Annotated in this window: 17 protein-coding genes; 16 read left to right on the forward strand and 1 reads right to left on the reverse strand. The window is 42.5% G+C overall.

The window, feature by feature from the left end; translation table 11 throughout:
* The first annotated feature begins 7 nt into the window (after positions 1-7).
* The 15 genes from P4S58_RS05155 to P4S58_RS05225 all read left to right on the forward strand — a co-directional run bounded on the left by P4S58_RS05155 (position 8) and on the right by P4S58_RS05225 (position 12,056).
* Complete coding sequence (locus P4S58_RS05155) at positions 8-400, forward strand: flagellar export chaperone FliS (protein ID WP_102967161.1); 393 nt, start codon at positions 8-10, stop codon at positions 398-400.
* A 7-nt stretch (positions 401-407) separates the two neighbouring features.
* The gene (locus P4S58_RS05160) at positions 408-695 is read left to right on the forward strand and encodes a hypothetical protein (protein WP_102968814.1); all 288 of its coding nucleotides are present in this window, start codon (positions 408-410) and stop codon (positions 693-695) included.
* A 2-nt stretch (positions 696-697) separates the two neighbouring features.
* Complete coding sequence (locus tag P4S58_RS05165) at positions 698-1,693, forward strand: flagellar hook-length control protein FliK (RefSeq protein ID WP_102968815.1); 996 nt, start codon at positions 698-700, stop codon at positions 1,691-1,693.
* A gap of 4 nt (positions 1,694-1,697) precedes the next feature.
* The gene (locus P4S58_RS05170) at positions 1,698-2,162 is read left to right on the forward strand and encodes a flagellar basal body-associated FliL family protein (protein WP_102967158.1); all 465 of its coding nucleotides are present in this window, start codon (positions 1,698-1,700) and stop codon (positions 2,160-2,162) included.
* Positions 2,163-2,858 carry a sigma-70 family RNA polymerase sigma factor gene (locus P4S58_RS05175; RefSeq protein WP_102968816.1) on the forward strand — a complete coding sequence of 232 codons (696 nt, stop codon included), beginning with the start codon at positions 2,163-2,165 and terminating at the stop codon, positions 2,856-2,858. It abuts the gene before it with no gap.
* Between the two features lies 1 nt (position 2,859).
* Entirely contained in the window at positions 2,860-3,714 is an 855-nt protein-coding gene (gene motA, locus P4S58_RS05180; protein WP_102968817.1) for a flagellar motor stator protein MotA, read from the forward strand.
* A gap of 86 nt (positions 3,715-3,800) precedes the next feature.
* Positions 3,801-4,643: an OmpA family protein gene (locus P4S58_RS05185; RefSeq protein WP_337163074.1), complete on the forward strand. Its 843-nt coding sequence runs from the start codon at positions 3,801-3,803 to the stop codon at positions 4,641-4,643.
* A 10-nt stretch (positions 4,644-4,653) separates the two neighbouring features.
* Positions 4,654-4,956, forward strand: coding sequence for a hypothetical protein (locus P4S58_RS05190; protein ID WP_146029100.1), 303 nt, complete (start codon positions 4,654-4,656; stop codon positions 4,954-4,956).
* 53 nt (positions 4,957-5,009) lie between these two features.
* A complete protein-coding gene (locus tag P4S58_RS05195) occupies positions 5,010-6,200 on the forward strand; it encodes a UDP-N-acetylglucosamine 4,6-dehydratase (protein ID WP_102968818.1) in 1,191 nt (396 codons plus the stop codon).
* A gap of 16 nt (positions 6,201-6,216) precedes the next feature.
* Positions 6,217-7,380 carry a LegC family aminotransferase gene (locus P4S58_RS05200; RefSeq protein ID WP_102968819.1) on the forward strand — a complete coding sequence of 388 codons (1,164 nt, stop codon included), beginning with the start codon at positions 6,217-6,219 and terminating at the stop codon, positions 7,378-7,380.
* A gap of 1 nt (position 7,381) precedes the next feature.
* Positions 7,382-8,554 carry a UDP-N-acetylglucosamine 2-epimerase gene (gene neuC / locus P4S58_RS05205; protein ID WP_102964358.1) on the forward strand — a complete coding sequence of 391 codons (1,173 nt, stop codon included), beginning with the start codon at positions 7,382-7,384 and terminating at the stop codon, positions 8,552-8,554.
* A gap of 2 nt (positions 8,555-8,556) precedes the next feature.
* The gene (gene neuB / locus P4S58_RS05210; RefSeq protein WP_102968820.1) at positions 8,557-9,630 is read left to right on the forward strand and encodes an N-acetylneuraminate synthase; all 1,074 of its coding nucleotides are present in this window, start codon (positions 8,557-8,559) and stop codon (positions 9,628-9,630) included.
* On the forward strand, positions 9,623-10,270 hold the full coding sequence (locus P4S58_RS05215) for an acetyltransferase (RefSeq protein ID WP_102964359.1): 648 nt from the start codon (positions 9,623-9,625) through the stop codon (positions 10,268-10,270). Before neuB ends, P4S58_RS05215 begins: the two co-directional genes overlap by 8 nt.
* Positions 10,271-10,288: 18 nt before the next feature.
* Positions 10,289-11,356, forward strand: a complete 1,068-nt coding sequence (locus P4S58_RS05220; protein WP_102964360.1) for a nucleotidyltransferase family protein — start codon at positions 10,289-10,291, stop codon at positions 11,354-11,356.
* Positions 11,349-12,056: an acylneuraminate cytidylyltransferase family protein gene (locus tag P4S58_RS05225; protein ID WP_102964361.1), complete on the forward strand. Its 708-nt coding sequence runs from the start codon at positions 11,349-11,351 to the stop codon at positions 12,054-12,056. Before P4S58_RS05220 ends, P4S58_RS05225 begins: the two co-directional genes overlap by 8 nt.
* 82 nt (positions 12,057-12,138) lie before the next feature.
* Here P4S58_RS05225 and P4S58_RS05230 read toward each other — a convergent pair whose 3' ends face one another.
* Entirely contained in the window at positions 12,139-13,476 is a 1,338-nt protein-coding gene (locus tag P4S58_RS05230) for a hypothetical protein (protein ID WP_337163075.1), read from the reverse strand.
* A gap of 291 nt (positions 13,477-13,767) precedes the next feature.
* Between P4S58_RS05230 and metE the strand changes: the two genes are divergently transcribed.
* Complete coding sequence (metE, locus tag P4S58_RS05235) at positions 13,768-16,077, forward strand: 5-methyltetrahydropteroyltriglutamate--homocysteine S-methyltransferase (protein WP_102968822.1); 2,310 nt, start codon at positions 13,768-13,770, stop codon at positions 16,075-16,077.
* The last annotated feature ends 30 nt before the right edge of the window (positions 16,078-16,107 follow it).

The raw sequence follows: 16,107 nt of genomic DNA on the forward strand, positions 1-16,107 counted from the left end.
GTAGACAATGTTACTAGGTAATCAACAACAAGCGGCATATAGCAATGTGCAGATTCAAGCTAATGCTTCAGTGTCAAACACCTTTGAACTGATTTGTATGCTGCATGACCGCTTAGCTATCGAGCTAGACACGATTGTGTTTGCTATCGAAGAGAAGGATTTCCTAAAGAAATCAAAGTCAGCACAAAAGGCCATCGACATTCTGATGGCATTAGATGCGTCCTTAGATTTGGACAATCCTAATGAACTAATTGAAAACATTCATAATCTTTATGAACACAGCATTGCAACTGTATTTAAAGGTTCTAAAGATTTAGATACTCAAGTGATCAAAGACCTGAAACAACCACTCGCGGATTTACGCGAAGGTTGGGAAGGGGCGATGAAGCTTTTGAGCTAATTTGATTATGAATCAGCAAGAATTAACCAAATTGTTGGCTTTTTATCAACGTGCACTTAATGAGCGCAGCGTTGAAAACATCGAGCGCAGCGTAAATCTGTTGCAAAAGCATCTACCTGCTGTGGACCAAACAGCAGAGGAGAACCTAGACGTGCTTCCAAAGCTCAAACAGGTTCACCTAGAGGCTACTTTGTTTATTCAAAATGAAAGGGATCTCGTCAAAGCAGAAATGGATAGCTTAGGTAACAATAGGGCAAGAGACTTTGCCTATCAAAAAACGCAATTAAGTCGATAATTATGATTAATGGTTTAAGCCATAGTTCTACAGATACAACTACACTCGCAGAAGGCTCCGTGCTGAATGCCAAGCAGGGATTCGGTGGTAGCCTTCCTTCAGGCAGTGAGACTCAGAGCTTCGCTGCTTTACTTTTGGGGACCGACTCTGAAACCTTAGAGTTCGAGTTGGGCGTAGGTTCAACGGAAACCGGTGACATTCTTGATCTAGTTTCAACGCTAACAGACGATGCTACTGCAGAGATGAGTGACGATTCTGTTGCGTTGACGACAGTCGCTGTCGCGACAACACACTTAGCAAACGCGACAAAGGGACCTTCATTATCCGCGTCTTCATCAGCCAAAGACTCTCTCGTATCAGCAGTTTCAAACGTGATGAGTACCAGTGCCTCACTGACAACCGCTCAGGTTGCGACTAATCAATTGGCAACGGGTTCACTGATCACACAAAACGTCGTAGATAGCAGGTTGATTGACGTTGCTGCGGTAAGGGAGCAGACGGTATCCGCTGATGCACTGTTAAATAATCACTCTCAATCTGCTCGTAGTGAACTTAATGCTAACTTGCAGTTTAGAGCAGTTATGGATAAATCCCTTTCGGCGCAGGAGTTAGGTGAGCGTTTAAGCGCAACGATTGCAGATAAAGTCAGTGTGCAGATCAATGCAAAAACACCTACAGCGACCATTCGTTTAGATCCACCAGACCTTGGGAAAATCGAGCTGGTTGTGAAACTCGATAATGACAAGCTTCATATTCAAATAAATGCTTCATCCAATACAACTCGAGAGTCAATTCAGATGACATCGGATCGTCTGAGGGCGGAGCTGGTTGAACAAAACTTTTTAAATGTCGACGTATCTGTTTCTGGTGATCAGCAACAAACCACAGAGCAGGACTATTTCGTATCAGGTGATGAATTTATGGTTGTAGAGAATTCTGCAGGCCTTGATTTAGATACGGTACAAGATGTCGACAACAATGAATTAGCAAGAGCGTAATATTATGAAAATTGTAATCGCGGTATTAGCATCCGTATTATTAACCGTTGGCGCAATTATCGGTTTAAGTTTCGCAGGTATTAATGTTGGTGGCATGTTTTCTGGCGACTCTTCAGAACAGCAAAAAGTGGAAATTATCAAAGATGCACCGCAGAACTTTGACTTGAATACACCGACAGTTGAGGTGCCATTACATGGGATGTTAATTCCGATCACTTTCTCTAAGCGTCAAAGTTTGTTGTTGTTAGATCTTTACTTATATACACCGGAAAGTAATGAAGCAGAGTTAAAAACTCATATCCCCAAGATTAAAAACCAAATCTTGAAAGTATTTAGCTTGAAACCTGCAGAATATTTCCGAGATGAAATGTTCATTTTGAATCTTCAAGATGATTTGGATTACATGTTTAAAAAGGAAAAACAGTGGCGAGTTAAGGAAGTGTTAGTCACCAAAGCGGTATATCAATAAATGTTGCTAGGTAAACAAGCGTACCAAAAGACGGAATTACAGCCCACAGCTCATAGGCATGCTATAGAGTCTGCGGCCATTCATTCTAATCTGCCTTTGATCAATCGTTCACTGAAGCGATACAGAGGAGCAGTAGACGAAGATACATTAGAAGATCTGCGTCAGACGGCTTTGATAACGTTTGTTACTGAGCTACGTAAATTTGACCATATTGTGAATGAAGACTTCATTAAGTCGGTCACGGTAAGAATGCGCGGAGCCATCATAGATGAGCTTCGCTCTCGCGATTATTTAAGTCGTGACAACCGAACACTGGCAAACAATATCAAGAAAGCTGAATCGGCTCTAATGGGGCAACTTGGCCGTACTCCGAGACAGTATGAAATTTGTAAAGTACTTAATATTACAGCGCAGGAATATCTAGATGCGATGTCTGACCTTGTATTAAGTGATGATATTGAACTGTATGACAGTGTTGATAATTCGGAAGAAGATAATAAAGAAGAGCTGGCATTATTTATTCAACAAGAGTTGGAAAAATTACCTGAGGAAGTTCAGCGTGTTATGTATTTAATGTATGTAATGGGATTAAGTACTCAGGAAACCGCACTCGCTCTAGAAATAAGTGAAGTTAAAGTTCACCGATTAAAACATAAAGGTGTCGAGGTAATTAAATCTCGAGCGGAGAGAATTTAGAATGAAGCAAATATTGGCATTCGTAGGGATATTAGCAGTTATTGGTGTGTCATTTATTCTTCATGGGGGAAGATTAGGCGCGCTTGTTAAAATATCTGAAATTGTTATTATTTTTGGTGCATCTATAGGTGGTCTGATTATTTCGTGCACGGTACCTACATTGAAATTAATGATGTCTCAGATTAAACAAACTATTGGTAAAAGTATCTACACCAAAGCTTATTATCAAGAGCTGTTGTCTTTGATGTTTGAATTGATCAATGTAGTGAAAATGCAAAACTTAAAGGCACTGGATACTCATGTAGAAAACCCAGAAGCAAGCAGCATCTTCACCAAGTATCCGACCATAATGAAGGACTCCATTACACTAAACTTTATTATCGATTCTTTCCGCCAAGTTATCAGTTCTAAGATCTCAGCACATGAGTTGGAAGCTGCACTGGAAGAAGAGATCGAAGTGTTGATGGAAGAGTATGAAAAGCCAGGTAATAAATTGCATGCGACGGCGGAAGCGATGCCGGGTATAGGTATTTTAGCGGCAGTAATGGGCATTATCTTAACCATGCAGAACCTAGATGCAGATGTGACTATCATCGGTCAGAGTATTGCTGGCGCACTGGTTGGTACCTTTACCGGTATTTTTGGTTGTTACTGTATGTTTGGCCCTCTTTCCAGCGCGATGCACGAAATTGCAGAAGAACAGGTAGCACCGCTTCACTGTATTCGCTCTATCATCACGGGCTATCTGCAAAACCTGTCTCCACATATGTGTGTGAACGCTGGTCGTAAGCACATTGAGAGCCATATTAAGCCTAGCTTTACTGAACTAGAACAAGCGCTTGAAGGACTTAGGTAATTTACTATGAGCACTGCTGGCGTAACGATTATTAAAAAAAGAAGAGTAAAGGTTCTGATTTAACACATGGCGGTTGGAAAGTGGCGATGGCTGACTTGATGATCTCGATGATGTGTCTGTTCCTCATTCTTTGGCTTTTGTCTGTTATGGACTCTGAAGATAGTCAGGACCTAGTTGAGTATTTTCAGACTGGTCAATTGCAAACCGATGGATTAGGTAACTCAGTCAGCCCAATCACTTTGCAAGAAATAGCTACATCAAATCATGAATCTGACATGCATCGTATCGAAGATACTTCTCTGATCGAAGGTGAAGTAGACAGTCAGCAAGAGTTGGAAGTTTTTGCACGTTTGATAGAAGAGCATATTGAAGAAATTCAAGGTATGGGGAGCGTTCAAGTTACGGTGACTCCTCAGGGTTTGAAAATCATGATCAGTGACTCCGAGCAAGGGCAGATGTTTTACCGTGGTGGCGCTAATATGACGCCGTTCTACCAGGATTTGTTACTGCACTTAGCGCCAGTATTTAAACGTGTTACCAATGCGATGGTTATTACTGGTCATACGGATGCGAGTCGCTACGTGGGGTCGAAAACAACCAACTGGGAACTGTCTGCAAACCGTGCAAATCAGGCTCGTTATTTCTTGACTCAAGGCGGAGTATCTAATGATCAGATCTTTCAGGTATCCGGAATGGCAGACACTGCGCCACTCAATCCCGAAGACCCTAAGAGTTCTGATAACCGACGTATAGAAGTGTTTGTTCTTACTACTAGCGCACAGAAACAACTGAGTGAAGTGTATAAGAACCTACCTAAGATTGAATCTGCAGGTAAAGAGGCAGATAAAAAAGTAATGGATACCATTGAACGTCAGGAAAGAGAGGCCGCAAAAGCCGCTCGAGACAATCAGCTACCCACATCCTATTAGGCTCTAACACTTGTTTAGAAGCATACATAAGGTCAGCAATGCGACTCTTCGTCAAATAAGACGTTGGGTTGCATGGCTGACCTTAGTTAATTATTTACTGGCGGTTATCTACGCCACTGCTGCGCATGTGAATTCCTCTTGGATGTTCATGATTGGCGCAACCTTATTGGGCTACAACTACCTGTTGGTCCGTATGGTTGTCTCCATTCCCAAACGCACATTTGTGATGAAAAGCCATCGTCATCTCACCATTCCATGTGTTCTAAGTGTATGTATGGCTTGTCTTGTTATTGTTGTTAGCGTTTGGCGTTAGCTTTGATATGCACAAAACTACATCGAACCACAGTTAACCGAGAAAGATGAATGATGAACTCAATATTAGATTTAATTGGTCGCAGAGAGGCTTTGTTTACAAGCGATATCAGTAGCCATGAAAAAGAACTTTGTCGTGTTGTCTCAAGCTCTAAATTTCTTGTGTTAGGTGGCGCTGGATCTATTGGTCAAGCGGTAACGAAAGAGATATTTAAACGAAATCCTCAGCAGTTACATGTTGTTGATATCAGTGAAAATAATATGGTTGAGTTGGTTCGAGATATTCGTAGTTCGTTTGGCTATATCTCTGGGGATTTTCAAACATTCGCGCTAGACATTGGTTCTATCGAATATGATGCGTTTATTAAAGCTGATGGCAAATATGATTACGTATTAAATCTTTCCGCGCTTAAGCATGTTCGCAGCGAAAAGGATCCGTTTACCTTGATGCGTATGATAGATGTGAATGTATTTAATACTGATAAAACCATTCAACAGTCTATCGATGCAGGTGTACAGAAGTATTTCTGTGTTTCGACAGATAAGGCGGCAAACCCTGTAAACATGATGGGGGCTTCAAAACGCATTATGGAAATGTTCCTGATGCGAAAGAGCAAACAAATCTCAATCTCTACAGCGCGTTTTGCAAACGTAGCGTTTTCGGATGGTTCTTTGCTGCATGGGTTCAACCAGCGCATTCAGAAACGTCAACCTATCGTGGCGCCAAATGACATTAAACGTTACTTTGTCACTCCTCAGGAATCAGGCGAGCTGTGTTTGATGTCATGCATTTTTGGCGAAAACCGAGATATTTTCTTTCCTAAGTTAAGTGAAGCGCTTCACCTGATTTCATTTGCCGATATTGCGATTAAGTATCTTGAGCAGCTCGGTTATGAACCCTACTTTTGTACAAGCGAAGAAGAAGCTCGTGAATTAGCCCAAACTCTACCAGCGCAGGGCAAGTGGCCTTGCCTTTTCACTGCAAGTGATACGACGGGAGAAAAGGATTTTGAGGAATTTTTCACAGACAAAGAAACACTGGATATGTCTCGATTTGAGAACTTAGGCATCATCAAAAACCAAGCATTATTTGATGACGAAAAGCTGAACCTTTTTGAAAGAAACATCACTGCTATGAAAAATGACCGTGAATGGAGCAAAGAGCAAATTGTCGAGCTATTCTTCACCATGATTCCTGACTTTGGCCACAAAGAAACAGGTAAATATCTCGATAGTAAAATGTAGTAGGGGATCAGAAAGTATGAAGTCGTCAGCTATCGTTGAGTTCGTAAGAGATGTTTATCAGACCCAAGATTTTATTCCATTGCATACACCTAACTTTGGTGTAAAAGAAAAAGACTATGTAATGGAAACCATTGAAAGCACATTTGTATCGAGTGTGGGTAAGTTTGTTGACCAGTTTGAACAACAAATAGAAAGTTATACAGGCTGCGCTAAAGCGGTTGCAACGGTCAACGGTACTTCTGCATTACACACTGCACTCTACATGGCTGGCGTTGAGCGTGGCGACTTAGTGATCACCCAAGCGCTGACTTTTGTTGCAACTTGCAATGCTATCTACCATATGGGCGCTGAGCCCATCTTCGTCGATGTTTCTCCAGCCAGTTTGGGTTTATGCCCAAAGGCAGTCGAGAGCTACTTGCTTGAAAATGCTGAAGTGCGCGATGTAGGGTGTTACCACAATGCGACCGGTCAACGAATCAAAGCGGTTGTGCCAATGCATACTTTTGGACACCCGGTTGAGCTGGATGAACTCAGCAGAGTATGTAGCAGTTGGAACATTTCATTAGTTGAAGATGCGGCAGAAAGCTTGGGTTCTTTCTACAAAAATCGACACACTGGAACCATAGGTGATTTTGGTGCTTTAAGTTTCAACGGCAACAAGATCATCACAACGGGTGGTGGTGGTATGGTGCTATGCAAGACACTCGAAACAGGTCTACATACCAAACATGTTACCACGACAGCGAAAGTGCCTCATCCGTATGAATTTTTCCATGATGAAGCTGGTTTTAACTACCGTATGCCTAACATTAATGCGGCACTTGGTTGTGCGCAGATGGAAGTTTTGCAAGATTATTTAATTCAAAAACGCAAATTAGCTGGGTTGTATCAGGCGTTTTTTGCCAATAGCGATACTCATTTCATCACTGAGCCGGACTATGCCCAATCTAACTATTGGCTTAATGCCATTATCTGCCCTGATTCCGCTGTTCGAGAGTCAATCTTAAAAGAAACTAACGCCGATGGCGTAATGACTCGCCCTATATGGAAACTCATGCATCGTTTGCCTATGTTTGAACATGCACTACGGGGCGACTTGAGCTATTCGGAATATATTGAAGCACATTTGGTGAACTTGCCTAGTACACCGATTCATTTAACGTCCAACCAGAGCTTTTGATATGAATAAAATCCAGAAAAAAGTAGCTGTTTTTACCGGTACCAGAGCGGAATATGGATTGCTCTTCTGGCTTTTAAAAGACATTCAAAATGATTCAGAGTTACAGCTTCAGTTGTTGGTTTCAGGTTCGCATTTATCACCGGAATTTGGTGAAACTTATAAGCAGATTGAGAAGGATGGGTTTCATATCGATGAAAAAATCGAAATGCTCCTATCTTCTGATTCAGCCGTAGGCACAGCCAAAAGTATTGGCTTGGGTGTTATTGGCTTTGCTGACGCGCTCGCAAGGCTGCAACCCGATGTCATTATCATTTTGGGAGATAGGTTTGAAGCGCTAGCTGCTGCGCAAACTTCAATGATATTAAGGATTCCAATTATTCATCTTCATGGAGGTGAGCTTACTGAGGGAGCATATGATGATGCTATTCGTCATGCGATCACAAAGCTTAGTTTCCTTCATTGCACCTCTACAGATGAGTACCGCCAGCGAGTAATTCAACTGGGCGAACATCCTTCCCGAGTGAAAAATATCGGTGCGATTGGCTTAGATCATTTAGTTCGCAGCAAATTTATGTCACTAAAGGAGTTAAGTGAATCACTTAATTTCGAACTCTCCAGCCCATTTGTCGTCGTGACTTATCATCCGGTTACTTTGGCGGATGAGTCGCCCGAAGAAAGTTTTCAAGCGCTGACCGATGCGTTGGATAATTACCCAGACTACCAAGTGATTTTGACCTATCCAAATGCTGATGATGGCGGTAGACGAATTATTCCGATTTTGGAGCAATATGCCCAGTCAAATAAAGGTAGAGTGCTTGCGATTCCTTCATTGGGACAAGCTCGTTATCTAAGTGCGGTGAAGCATGCAAGTGCGGTTATTGGTAATTCTTCAAGTGGTATTATCGAAGTACCTTCGTTTGATGTACCTACGGTTAATATTGGCTGTCGTCAAAAAGGTCGTCTCGCTGCAAAAAGTGTCATTCATGCAGAAGCCAATGCAGAGTCTATTTCAAAAGCAATTCAAGTGGCTTTAAGTCGCTCGTATAAGTTACCAACTGAGGTTGTCTTTAACCCATACGGTCAAGGCAACAGCAGCGCCTTGGTCATTGACATAATTAAAACGGCTGATTTTGATTCACACAAAACCTTTTACGACTTAGCTAAGGAAGACTGAACATGACCTTAATCATTGCCGAAGCAGGTGTTAACCATAATGGTTCCGAGGAACTGGCTTTTAAGCTCGTTGACGCGGCTTATCAATCAGGCGCTGACGTGGTTAAGTTTCAAACGTTTAAAGCTAAAAATCTGGTGACGGAAGATGCACCACAAGCCGAGTACCAAGTAGCTAATACTCAAAAGAAAGAGTCTCAGTTGGAAATGCTAAAGCGTTTAGAGCTTTCTTACGAAGCCCACCACAAGTTAGTGGCGTACTGCCACGAGTTGGGTATAGAGTTTCTATCAACAGCGTTTGATTCAGAAAGCCTAGCTTTTTTGGTCAATGACTTGGGACTCAAGCGCTTAAAGTTGCCCTCCGGTGAACTTACAAACGCCCCGTTAGTTCTTGAGCATGCTCGTACTGGGTGTGAGCTTATTGTATCTACAGGAATGGCAACACTAGCTGAAATAGAAATGGCTCTGGGTGTGATTGCCTTTGGCTATATCAAAGAGGTGAATGCTAAGCCTTCTCTAATGGCGTTTCAGGAAGCCTACTCGTCACCAGAGGGGCAGAGGGCATTGAAAGAGAAAGTCACTATTTTGCATTGCACAACGGAATACCCAGCACCACTCAACGAAATTAACTTACGAGCAATGGATACACTCGGAAGCACCTTCAATTTACCTGCGGGATATTCTGACCATAGTGAGGGTATCACTATTCCGATTGCTGCTGTTGCTCGTGGCGCAATAGTCATCGAGAAACACTTTACCTTAGACAAAGAGATGGAAGGTCCGGACCATAAAGCTTCTCTTAATCCGCAAGAACTAACTGCAATGGTTACTGCGATTCGTCAGATTGAAACTGCCTTAGGTTCAGCTGTGAAAATGCCAACAGTGGCTGAAGTCAAAAACAAACAAGTTGCGAGAAAGAGTTTGGTTGCAGCTAAATTGATTAAAAAAGATGAAACGCTTACAGAACATAACTTTATAACAAAAAGACCTGGCTCAGGGATGTCTCCATATTGCTATTGGGATCTGTTAGGTAGAACAGCAAGTAGAGATTACCACGTAGGAGAACTTCTTGATGAGTGATCTTGCTCTTCCAATCATACTCATCGGCGGTGGCGGGCATGCTTCTGTCTTAGCCGATATATTGCTTTCTCAAGGAAGAAAAATATTTGCGGTCATTAGCCCTGATGATACTAATCAACGACAAATTTTTCGGAATATTCCTCGCTTTAAAGAGGATAAGGATGCATTGAGCTTTAAGCCCGATGACGTTTTACTAGTCAACGGTATCGGAATGATGCCGGAGTCGAATTTACGACAATCGGTAAACCAGTATTTTGAGTCTCTGGGGTATCGATTTGAGACTGTAATCGCAGATAGCGCAATTGTCTCTTCCTTTTCTGTGATAGAGGAAGGTGTACAAATACTGCCTTGCGCGATAGTCAATGCGGGTGCTTGTATTGGAAAACACACCATAGTTAATAGCGGTGCACTTGTTGAGCATGATTGTGACGTAGGTGCACACAACCATATAGCTCCAAAAGCAGTTCTTTGTGGACAGGTAAAAACAGAGGAAGGTGTTTTTGTCGGAGCTAATGCAACCATTATTCAAAATTTGCAGATCTCTCATTCGTCAGTGATTGGAGCCGGAGCTACGGTGACTCAATCAGTGAATTCAAAAACGATTGTTTTCGGAGCAAGGGGGACTACAAATAAGTATTGAGTAAACTGAAGGTGTAAGATGACCCATAGCTGGCAAAAAACGCTAGTTTCTGAACACAGTACTATTAAACAAGCACTAGAAATTATTAATACCGAAGCACTGCGGGTAGCCGTGGCCGTCTCAGAAGACCGGAAACTGGTTGGCATGATCAGTGATGGTGATATTCGCCGTGGCTTGTTAAGAGATCTTACACTTAGTGATCCCGTTTCAGAGATCATGAATCGTCAGCCAATCAGCGCCAGATTTGGTACAACCAAAGAGCAGCTCATTGCGCTGATGAAGAAAAAACAAATTCTTTCAGTTCCTCTACTCGATGAGGCTAGTCATGTAGTAGGTTTAGAAACCTTGCATGGTGCGTTAACCAAAAAACAGTATCAGAACCCTGTCTTTCTTATGGCGGGCGGTTTTGGTACAAGGCTTCGTCCTCTTACTGATAAGTGCCCTAAACCGATGTTAAAAGTTGGTGGGCAACCGATATTAGAAACTGTTATCAAGAGTTTCATCAAAGCTGGTTTCAGTAACTTCTACATTTCAACTCACTACATGCCTGAACAGATCCATCGCCATTTCGGTGACGGTTCAAAACTGGGTGTATCTATACAATATGTGCATGAAGAGCAGCCTTTGGGCACTGGTGGAGCATTAGGTCTCTTGCCTGACGATTTACCACAAGATTTGCCGCTTATTATGATGAACAGCGATGTACTTACACAGGTTGATTTCCAAAGTCTTCTTAAGTTTCACGTCAATAATGAAGCGGATGCCACCATGTGTGTTAGAGAGTACGACTATCAAATTCCTTATGGTGTGATTAACGGAGAAGGCAACCGCATCACTAACATGGTTGAAAAGCCAATTCAGCGTTTCTTTGTCAATGCGGGTATATATGTTGTATCTCCGCGCGTGATTAAATCTGTTCAGAAAAACCAACGAATTGATATGCCTACTCTTTTAGAGCAGCATATGGCCGAGCGACAGCGTGTCTTGATGTTCCCAATACATGAATATTGGCTCGATATTGGTCGCATGGATGACTTCAATCGAGCACAAACGGATATTCATACCTTGGGTATGTGTGATGATTGACGGTAAACGTGTATTGGCTATTGTTCCTGCCCGAGGCGGAAGTAAACGTCTACCCCAAAAAAATGTACTACCTTTATGCGGGAAACCTTTGATTGGATGGTCTATTGATGCTGCTAAACAAAGTCAGTATGTTGATGAAGTCTTTGTTAGCACTGACGACCAACAAATTGCCGATATTGCATGGGAATATGAAATTGATGTTCCTGAGTTGCGTCCCGCCCATTTAGCATCAGATACGGCGACAACTGTAGACGTTTTACTTGATGTGTTGGACAAATACGGCTCAGAATTTGATGTGCTTGTACTTCTTCAACCGACCTCTCCTTTGCGCGATGCTGACCACATTGATGAAGCGTTAGAGCTGTATACAAACAAGCAAGCAGAATCCGTGGTCTCTGTGACTCCTTGTGAACATTCGCCGTTGTGGTCTAATACATTGCCTGAAGATGGCTCTATGGGCGAGTTCATTTCCTCCGAAGCGCTGAAACGTTCTCAAGAATTAGCCACGTATTATCGACTCAATGGTGCCTTATACATTTTTGATATCAAAATACTTCAGCAACGCAAGCTGATTCAATACACCTCAAAATCATTTTCTTACGTTATGGATAATCATGTATCTTTTGATATCGATAACGCTGTTGATTTTGAGTTGGCAGAGTTCTTTATGCAAAAACGAAATGCGAACACTGTCAGCTAAACAATGAAATTATTAACGCTCAAATAAAAAGCTCTGCAATCGCAGAGCTTTTGTGTATGTGGGGAAAGAGGAAGGAGAGAGGTTAGCGCTCATTTCCTTCTTTAATCACTTCTTTTTGAGCGATAGAAAGCAAGTTATCAATACTTGCGGTGTTTTGAAGGTTGGCAATGACACGTGTTGCTTTGAGTTTCAGTTTTTTATCTGAGTAGGTTTCTTCATTAAGGTTGTAGAAAACCTTGTTCAATATCTTAGTTGCGTTTTCAGTTGAACATTTAGGCAGCAGCATGATCAACTCATCTTCGTGTTTTGGATTCTTGATCAGATAGTCACTTGCTCGGATAAACGAACTAACGGTATCCACCATGAATTTTTGTGCGACCAAATGAGCGTTATGTTCTTTGGCTTCATCCAAATCATACTTAATTAGGATCAGAGAGTTTACTTCATTGCCGTTGACGACATCTTCTAAATGGCGAGTTTTTGTTATCTCAAAGCGGTAGGTTTTTATACCTTCATCGTAGAACGCTTCTTTTCGTTCAACCATGTTCTGGGTCATTTTGTCGAAATCACGCTTGTTGATGATCATGAAGATAATGCAGAAGATGATCAGCGAATACACAACCGTTAAGTAGGCTTTGCTTAACCAGAGCTCAAGATACGAAACTTTTAACCTAAGAATGTTCTTTTGGTCGATGTTGTAGTTTTCGTGATAGTTGAAAAGAGGATTCTTAGTGGTTGAGAACACATAGATGTTCTTCCCATTCTCATATTTCTTTTCAATCAATACCTTAGTGTTAAAGGCTTCGTTAACTGGGATATCTAAAACCAAACTACCTGTTTTTTCACCGTTGTGCGTAATTGCGGTGGAAAGCGTCAGTGTGATTCCGCCAGCTTGAGTGTTCTCGAAAATGTCGTAAGTGTAGGCACCAGTACTCGATTTACTATTGTCGTAAAGGAACGAACAGTACTCGGAAGTGCTGCATTTGATCTCTTCTTTGTAAGTCGAGCGTCCGGTTGGTTTCACACTGTAGAAGATAGATTTAGAGTGGAATGAAAGGTAGCTAAGAGCGTTAACATAACGGCTATTCACAAACTCTGGAGCGCTGTTGTAGAGCTGTGTCAGAGTATCGAGTGTTCTCACATCGGTAAGATCAATGGTGTTGTCGTTAAATAGATATTTTACATCTCGATTTTGTTTCTCGACGATGGAAGCATCCTGCTCTTTGCTCAATTCTGATTCAATATTGCTTGCCGTAATATGCAGTTTGTCTCGCGCAGCATCAAACACAGAAATGAAGTTATTGAAGTCGTGTATTTTTTGTTTAACAAGGCCATTAGTGATCACTGCGAGATGCAGCGCATTCAATAATATGCCCAGACATAAACTAACTAATACTGTTAGCAGGATTTTTTTCATCACTCAAACTCAAAATGGGGGTTAAAACTAAACTCACTATTTTAGGTCTGTGTGGATTTTGCTGTATGTAGGATTAGTCTGTTTGTGGTAACGGAAAGGCCGTTTACACAGTGATGGTCAACGTCACTTCTGGTTGGGGTGCAGCCTTGCTCGTTAAGCAGGTTTGGTGTGTATGAATATTTTTAATAAACAAGTTGAATATTAGTTGATTGTTTCATTGAGCGGTTAGCGAGATAGTTTAGCCATCCAGACATCTTTCGTGTCTAACCTCAGCTTAATAGAAGGAACGATCACATGGCGACAATTACACATATTTTGGGCTATCCACGTATTGGTGAAAAACGCGAACTTAAATTTGCACTAGAGAAATACTGGCGTGGTGATATCACTCAGCAAGAGCTAAAAGCGGTAGGTAGCGAAATCCGCCACAACAACTGGGCTTTACAAAAAGAAGCGGGTTTAAGCTTTACGACAGCAGGCGATTTTGCATGGTATGACCATGTTCTTACAACTACTTTGCTGCTTGGACATGTTCCTGCTCGCCATCATCTATCTCATAACAAAGATAGCTTTCCAGATCTCGATACGCTTTTCCGCGTAGGACGCGGTCAGTCGCAAAACTCGTGCGGTTGTAGCGGCAGTGCGGCATCGGACATGACCAAATGGTTCAATACTAATTATCACTACATCGTTCCTGAATTTAGTTCTGATGATAAGTTTGAAGTGAGCTGGCCGCAGCTATTTGAAGAAGTCAACGAAGCGGTGAAAACAGGTGCAAACGTAAAACCTGTGCTTTTAGGGCCTGTGAGTTATCTCTACTTGGGTAAAGAAGTGGAAGATAATTTTGACCGTTTAACTTTGCTTCCACGTTTGCTGACGGCTTATCAAAACATTTTGTCTAAGTTGGCTAAACAAGGGGTAGAGTGGGTTCAAATTGACGAGCCAGTACTGTCACTTGAGTTAGAAAGCCAATGGCAAGATGCATTTAAGCTGGCGTATCAGGTACTACAAGGCGATGTAAAAGTGCTGCTAACGACCTACTTTGATTCGGTGATTGATACATTGGACAAAATCGTTGCACTGCCTGTAAACGGTCTTCACATCGACATTTCAGCCGCGCCACAGCAGTTAGAAAGTGTACTAGAGAAATTGCCACAACAGTGGGTGTTGTCAGTGGGTGCTATTAACGGCAGGAACGTTTGGCGTGCAGATTTAGGTAACCTGCGTAACAGATTGCAGCCAGTAAAAGATAAGTTGGGTGATCGCCTTTGGATTGCGAGTTCATGCTCACTGCTGCACAGCCCGGTGAATTTAGAACTCGAACAAAACCTCTCAGCAGAAGTACGTAGCTGGTTTGCGTTTGCCAAGCAAAAAGTCACCGAAGTCGCGCTACTTGGACGAGCATTAGATGGCGACCAAGAAGCGATTCTGGCTTGTGATACTTACAGCTTGCCTATCGTAGATAGAAAAACCGCAACGCATGTGAACAAGCCGCAAGTGCAATCGCGAGTGAACACTATCACTGCATCTTTAGCGCAGCGTAGTGAACCGTACGAACAGCGTGCAGTGACACAAGCGAAGCGACTGGGTTTACCATTGTTCCCAACCACGACCATAGGTTCATTCCCGCAAACCAGCGAAATTCGCACTCAACGCAGTGCATTTCGAACAGGGGTATTACCAGAAGCTGAGTATATTTCAGCGCTAAAAGGGCATATAGCAGATGCAGTGAAGCGTCAGGAGGCTTTGGGGCTGGATGTTTTAGTACATGGCGAAGCGGAACGTAACGACATGGTTGAATATTTTGCTGAAAACCTGTCAGGCTTCCAAACCACTCAGTTTGGTTGGGTACAAAGTTACGGCTCTCGCTGTGTTAAGCCAGCGATTGTGGTTGCAGACATTGAACGTGAAAAACCAATCACTGTTGAATGGTCAAGCTATGCTCAATCACTAACCAATAAGAAGATGAAAGGTATGTTAACGGGGCCTGTCACAATCTTGTGCTGGACTTTCCCTCGTGAAGATATCAGCCGCAAAGAAATCACACAGCAACTGGCACTGGCATTACGTGACGAAGTCTCTGACTTACAAGATGCAGGGATTAATATCATTCAGATTGATGAACCGGCGATTCGCGAAGGATTGCCTCTGAAGAAGCGTGACCACAAGGCATACTTAGATTGGGCAGTGGAAGCATTCAAGATCTCTGCGGCAAGCGCCACACCGCAAACCCAGATTCATACACATATGTGCTACAGCGAATTCAATGAGATCATTGACTCAGTGGCAGCGCTGGATGCAGATGTGATTACGATTGAAACCTCACGCTCGAACATGGAACTTCTGAAAGCCTTTGAAGATTTCAATTATCCGAACGAAATTGGTCCGGGTGTCTACGATATTCACTCGCCAAACATTCCAACACAGGAATGGATTGAAGGCCTACTGCGTAAAGCGTCTGCCAAGATCCCTGCAGAACGATTATGGGTAAACCCTGATTGCGGTCTGAAAACTCGTAACTGGAAAGAAGTGGAAGCATCACTGATCAACATGGTGTTAGCGGCAAAAACCTTGCGCGAAGAAGCACAAAGTGACGCAGCTTAATTACAAGTTGGAATAACAAACAAGGGCTCA

This window comes from Vibrio sp. Hal054 (genome assembly GCF_037162405.1).
Taxonomy (GTDB): domain Bacteria; phylum Pseudomonadota; class Gammaproteobacteria; order Enterobacterales; family Vibrionaceae; genus Vibrio; species Vibrio diazotrophicus.

Bases quoted from the DNA above. Each gene is read 5' to 3' on its own strand.
- P4S58_RS05195 (WP_102968818.1), top strand. From the start codon at position 5,010: ATGAACTCAATATTAGATTTAATTGGTCGCAGAGAGGCTTTGTTTACA.
- P4S58_RS05175 (WP_102968816.1), top strand. From the start codon at position 2,163: ATGTTGCTAGGTAAACAAGCGTACCAAAAGACGGAATTACAGCCCACA.
- P4S58_RS05215 (WP_102964359.1), top strand. From the start codon at position 9,623: ATGAGTGATCTTGCTCTTCCAATCATACTCATCGGCGGTGGCGGGCAT.
- P4S58_RS05185 (WP_337163074.1), top strand. From the start codon at position 3,801: ATGGCTGACTTGATGATCTCGATGATGTGTCTGTTCCTCATTCTTTGG.
- P4S58_RS05170 (WP_102967158.1), top strand. From the start codon at position 1,698: ATGAAAATTGTAATCGCGGTATTAGCATCCGTATTATTAACCGTTGGC.
- motA (WP_102968817.1), top strand. From the start codon at position 2,860: ATGAAGCAAATATTGGCATTCGTAGGGATATTAGCAGTTATTGGTGTG.
- neuB (WP_102968820.1), top strand. From the start codon at position 8,557: ATGACCTTAATCATTGCCGAAGCAGGTGTTAACCATAATGGTTCCGAG.
- P4S58_RS05225 (WP_102964361.1), top strand. From the start codon at position 11,349: ATGATTGACGGTAAACGTGTATTGGCTATTGTTCCTGCCCGAGGCGGA.
- P4S58_RS05220 (WP_102964360.1), top strand. From the start codon at position 10,289: ATGACCCATAGCTGGCAAAAAACGCTAGTTTCTGAACACAGTACTATT.
- P4S58_RS05165 (WP_102968815.1), top strand. From the start codon at position 698: ATGATTAATGGTTTAAGCCATAGTTCTACAGATACAACTACACTCGCA.
- P4S58_RS05155 (WP_102967161.1), top strand. From the start codon at position 8: ATGTTACTAGGTAATCAACAACAAGCGGCATATAGCAATGTGCAGATT.
- neuC (WP_102964358.1), top strand. From the start codon at position 7,382: ATGAATAAAATCCAGAAAAAAGTAGCTGTTTTTACCGGTACCAGAGCG.
- P4S58_RS05160 (WP_102968814.1), top strand. From the start codon at position 408: ATGAATCAGCAAGAATTAACCAAATTGTTGGCTTTTTATCAACGTGCA.
- metE (WP_102968822.1), top strand. From the start codon at position 13,768: ATGGCGACAATTACACATATTTTGGGCTATCCACGTATTGGTGAAAAA.
- P4S58_RS05200 (WP_102968819.1), top strand. From the start codon at position 6,217: ATGAAGTCGTCAGCTATCGTTGAGTTCGTAAGAGATGTTTATCAGACC.